Here is a 4,507-nt window from a genome sequence, read left to right as displayed (position 1 = left end):
GCCAGATCGGCGTCGGCGCTGATGATGGTCATAGGGGTCTTGAGCTCGTGACCGGCGTCGGTGATAAACTGCTTTTGCTTGGCATAGGCCTCCTCTTTCAGCGCTGTGATAATTTTCTCTTTGAATTCCTCGTTGTCCAGGTTGGACTTCTCCACCGCCTCCAGCTCGCCGTGGCTGAGCAGCACAATCTCGTCGCACAGATCCAGGGCCAGGTCCAAAATGTGGGTGGAGAAGATGGTGATCTTGCCCTCTTTCAGGGAGCGGAGCAGTCCTTTCATCTCCTCCGCCACCACCACGTCCAGAGAGGTCAGAGGCTCATCCAGCAGCAGAATTTTGGGCTGGACGATGATGTTGATGAGCATCTGCATCTTGTTTTTCATGCCGTGTGAGTAGTCTTTCAGAAGCTTGTCCCGGTCTTCCGGCGCAATACTCATCCTATCGAAATACTCGTCCAGGGACTTAGGGTTCTGGATACAGGCTTCATTGATGTCCAGAAAGAACTTCAGAAACTCCCGCCCGGTAAGAAATTCGGGCACGGTGGGGGTAGAGAGCACATAGCCTATGTCCTCCGCCGTCACCTCCCGGCGCACACCGCCCTCTTCCAGAAAGAAGGCGCCGCCGTCGGCTTTGAGATCCCGGTTGAGACAGTTGAACAGCGTGGTTTTGCCGGCCCCATTGCGACCTAGCAGACCGTAGATCTTTCCGTTCTGGAAGGTAAAATTAATATTCCTCAAAACCTCTTTTTGCTCAAAGGCCTTGGAGAGGTGCTCGATAATCAAATTCATTGGTATCTCCTTGTTTTGTTATGTGATGGCAGGCAAGATGCCCCACCGGATGGGATAGCCGTTGGGCCGCTGCTTATTCTGTCAGATCCATAGGCAATGGAAAGTGTGATGGACCACCCAGGCGGCTGGAGCAAAATAATTTATAAAAATAATAATTTAAGGTGATTTTGTCACAGACGAAAGGCGGACTTTCAGGTATAGTGGACCCACATCAAGAAGCTCAAGGCAACAGGAAATCCCAGATACCTGATAGAATTTATAGTAGATTCCGGCACAGGCAAGTCTTGAAGCATTCCGTCTATATTATCATGAAGGAGGTCTACAAATGAGAAGCATTACCACATTGGATCTGCAGTATGCCCACCGGTTTTATGGCTTCAAGGGCGAAGCCCAGTATCTCCACGGACACACCGGCGTTTTGACCATCGAAGTAGAGGACAGCATCAACACCGGCGTCAACATGGTTTTCCCCTGCAATGAGATTCAGAAGACGGCGTGGGCGGTTCTGAAAAACTTTGATCACGCGCTGATTCTGCGGGAGGATGACCCCCTTCTGCCTGCCGTATTGAAGGTCTATGAGGAGCAGGGAATTCGAAATGGGGCCCCCCAGAACCAGATGAAGGGCCCTGCCTTCCAGACTGAACTGGCCACCGCCTATCCTGAGTGCCGTCTGGTGGTGACTAAGGAGACCATGACGGTGGAGGGCATGATTAAGATTGTCTACGATCTGCTCAAGGACAAGCTGAACATCGCCAAGCTCACCTTTACCAGCGGCGTCAATGCGGCCTCGGCGGAGTTTGAGACCCACAATCAGATTGACCGCTGCCCGCTGTGCGGCATCGCGCTGAACGAAAAAGGCGTGTGTCCCAAGTGCGGCTACAAGAAGGGATAAGCCCCTGCCTCGGGGCGCGTCCTGCAGACGATAACGCAATACCTTCCGCTATGCGCCGGATTCGGGAATCCCCGGATCCGGCGCATATTCGTCAGCTTACAGCACCAGCCTCAATCGAAACCATCCGTCTGTCAGGTCAAACTGGAAGACAGCCCCATTTTTCCGGCAGAACGCAGAGATGGATTGCACGCCCAGACCGTGCCCCTCCCTTTGGGCCACCGGCAGGCCGTGGCTGTCAAAGGAGATATTGCCGGTACAGGGATTGGATATTTCCAGCATGACGCTGGGCATACCTACCATTTTGCAGCGGATCTCCCGCTGCTCCGGGGGCAGCTCCAGATTGGCATGGAGCGCATTTTCCAGGGCGTTTGCAAGGACAATGGACAGTTCTCCCTCGTCCACGGAAAGGGCGTCGGGCAGGGAGATCTTTGCCTCCACGTGGACGCCCTGATTCTTGGCCTGGTCAAAGTAGGAGGAAAACACGGCATCCAGCACCGGCGGACGGCACCAGCGGATTTCCTTCCGATCATCCAGCCGCTTCCGGGCGGCATCCAGGAACTCCAGCGCGGACTCTCTGTCTCCCCGTGATACCAGTTCTGCAACAGCCTGGAGCCGGTGGCGCAGGTCATGGCGCTGCGTGCGCAGGGCGTCCTCAGCTGCTTTCACCGCCTCCATGCGGCTTCGCAGGGCAGACAACTGCAATGCGGACAGCTGTGCGCTGTGCCGGGTCTCCATCTCTTTTCGGATGCTGAAAAAGAGGAACATCAAAACGGAGTAAAACCCTATCATCAGCAGAGAAATGGAAGGCTTGAGGATGGTGCTGCTCCGTGTGAAGCCTACATAGCCAGGGATCAGATAGACAATGATAACATAGTACGTGGCCATCACCAGACATATAAGCCACCAGCCCCGGCGCAGCTCCAGCAGAGTCTGGAGAAACAGCGGCCGCAGAAAGCAGACCAGAAACCAGATAACCCCGGCGCTAAGGACGGCGTAGGACAAGACCAGCACCCAGAAATAGCCGCCCGACAGGTAGTAGAAAAACCCGGCTCCGTGCTGGATCAGCGTACAGAAAAGGATTGCGGAGAGCAGCTGAAACACAAGCCGCCACCCCCGAAAACGGCTGAGTGCGAGAAGGAGCAGCAGTGACGGGACATGGGCAATCAGGGGATAGATATGAAGCGTAACTTCAACTCCGGCTACCCCACATATGCCGGCAACCGCCGCCATGACCAGGACTATGGCGCCGCAGACTGTTGAAATGGTGCGCCGCCGGGAATACCGGCTGTCCAGAAACAGCAGCACCATAGTCATGCCCAGGGCTGTCAGGTACTCCATGGAAAACAGCTCTACCATGCGGTATATTCCTCCAGCCAGTAGTTGCCCCAGGCTTTCTTGAACTCTGGCGCCGCTGCCCGGGGCAGCGCCACAGTCTGACCATTGTCCAGCAGAGCCGTCTGGCCGTTCACACCGGCTACGTGCTGGAAATTCAGCACGAAGCTGGCTCCGCACAGAAAAAACCGCCGGTCAGCCAGCAGCGGCGCGGCCATTTCCCGAAAGGAGACCCGAATGGTTTGAGAATCTATTGTGCTGTCGGTACAGTAATAGCGCATACAGCGCCCCATCCACTCCACATACCGGATGCACTCCAGCAGGATGCGCCGGGGGCCGTCTGCTGTGGTTACCACGATGGCGCTGCTCCGCCTCTGCTTCAGTTTCTTCACCGCCTGGTCCAGAACCTGGAAGAGCTTTCCTTGCTCCACCGGCTTGAGCAGATAAGAAAAGGCCCGGACATCATAGCTGTCAGCGGCAAAGTCGTTGGCGCTGGTAAGATAAATGATCTCACCGCCATCACCCAGCGCACGCAGGCGCCGTCCGGTGTTAATCCCATCCAGCTCCGGCATGAGGATGTCCAATATATAAAGGTCAAAGCCCCCTGCGTTCTCCGCTCTCGCCAGCAGTGCGCCGCCGCTGCTGAAGGTTTCCACTTGCCCGTGAAGGTGAGGGCGGGGCTGGAGATAGGTATTCAGCAGCGCCGCTGCCTGATTCAGCTGTTTTTCGTCATCATCACATAGGGCAATCCGCAGCATGGGCATCCTCGCTTCCAGTACAGAGTAAAAATTTTACACACATCATATCAGATTTTGAACAACCTCTTCAAAATTTCATAGCGCTTTATAAAATGAAAATAGCATGGAAGCAAAAAACCGTCAAGAGGGGCTGCAAAAAGGAGGTCTGGCTATGCGGCAGGATTGTCATGCACCTTGTGAACGGCGGGGGCCCCTGCCTGCCCCCAAATCGGGCGGCAGCGTGTGGCCCCGGCAGAGTTGTCCGGCATTTACCCCCAGAAAAGGGCACCTGCCCATAGAGGGCAGCCAGTGCTGGTTTTGCCGCTATGCGGATTTTCACCTGACCCAACCAGTGGCGTTGGAGGTGGGAATCTGCTGCTGGCCGGATATACAGACTGGGTAAAGCGGCACGGCACGTTTGTGTGTATCTTTTTTATCTCAAAGAGGATATTTTGATGATGCGTAAAATTCAGAACTTATTTAACCAAAGATTGCTCTTCCGATTGAAGATTCCCGATTATATCCGTCAGGAATTTTTGCAGGAATCGGTACGGAAAAATAACTTCCTGTTTCGTGCCATTATGGCCCCATTGCTGGGAGCGGGCGACCGGCTTAACCTGACTATCACCTTTGTGGTGGCTTTGGCGGTCTCTCTGGCCCACGCCCACCACGCCGCGGTCATGCTGAAGCAGCAAAAGCAAATTGTGGAGATCAATGCCAAATTGCAGGAGCTGGCGCGGTTGGATCCTCTGACGGGACTG

At 54.9% G+C, this 4,507-nt stretch carries 6 protein-coding genes; 3 read left to right on the top strand and 3 right to left on the bottom strand.

Going from position 1 to position 4,507, the window contains the following annotated elements:
- On the bottom strand, positions 1-785 hold a 785-nt coding region (locus tag ACZ25G_RS08920), incomplete at its 3' end, for an ABC transporter ATP-binding protein (protein ID WP_463682203.1).
- Positions 786-1,110: 325 nt separating this feature from the next.
- On the opposite strand from ACZ25G_RS08920, the gene ACZ25G_RS08915 reads away from it, so the two are divergent.
- Positions 1,111-1,677 carry a 6-carboxytetrahydropterin synthase gene (locus tag ACZ25G_RS08915; RefSeq protein ID WP_463682202.1) on the top strand — a complete coding sequence of 189 codons (567 nt, stop codon included), beginning with the start codon at positions 1,111-1,113 and terminating at the stop codon, positions 1,675-1,677.
- A 96-nt stretch (positions 1,678-1,773) separates the two neighbouring features.
- On the opposite strand, the gene ACZ25G_RS08910 is transcribed toward ACZ25G_RS08915, so the two are convergent.
- Positions 1,774-3,033: a sensor histidine kinase gene (locus ACZ25G_RS08910; RefSeq protein ID WP_463682201.1), complete on the bottom strand. Its 1,260-nt coding sequence runs from the start codon at positions 3,031-3,033 to the stop codon at positions 1,774-1,776.
- The gene (locus ACZ25G_RS08905; protein ID WP_463682200.1) at positions 3,027-3,767 is read right to left on the bottom strand and encodes a LytR/AlgR family response regulator transcription factor; all 741 of its coding nucleotides are present in this window, start codon (positions 3,765-3,767) and stop codon (positions 3,027-3,029) included. Before ACZ25G_RS08905 ends, ACZ25G_RS08910 begins: the two co-directional genes overlap by 7 nt.
- Before the next feature lie 151 nt (positions 3,768-3,918).
- On the opposite strand from ACZ25G_RS08905, the gene ACZ25G_RS08900 reads away from it, so the two are divergent.
- A complete protein-coding gene (locus ACZ25G_RS08900; protein ID WP_463682199.1) occupies positions 3,919-4,149 on the top strand; it encodes a hypothetical protein in 231 nt (76 codons plus the stop codon).
- A gap of 52 nt (positions 4,150-4,201) precedes the next feature.
- Positions 4,202-4,507: hypothetical protein (locus ACZ25G_RS08895; RefSeq protein WP_463682198.1), on the top strand; the 306-nt coding region annotated here is incomplete at its 3' end.

The organism is Zongyangia sp. (genome assembly GCF_965361945.1).
This window is presented reverse-complemented; position numbering and strand designations above follow the sequence as displayed.

Bases quoted from the DNA above. Each gene is read 5' to 3' on its own strand.
- ACZ25G_RS08915 (WP_463682202.1), top strand. From the start codon at position 1,111: ATGAGAAGCATTACCACATTGGATCTGCAGTATGCCCACCGGTTTTAT.
- ACZ25G_RS08910 (WP_463682201.1), bottom strand. From the start codon at position 3,033: ATGGTAGAGCTGTTTTCCATGGAGTACCTGACAGCCCTGGGCATGACT.
- ACZ25G_RS08905 (WP_463682200.1), bottom strand. From the start codon at position 3,767: ATGCTGCGGATTGCCCTATGTGATGATGACGAAAAACAGCTGAATCAG.
- ACZ25G_RS08900 (WP_463682199.1), top strand. From the start codon at position 3,919: ATGCGGCAGGATTGTCATGCACCTTGTGAACGGCGGGGGCCCCTGCCT.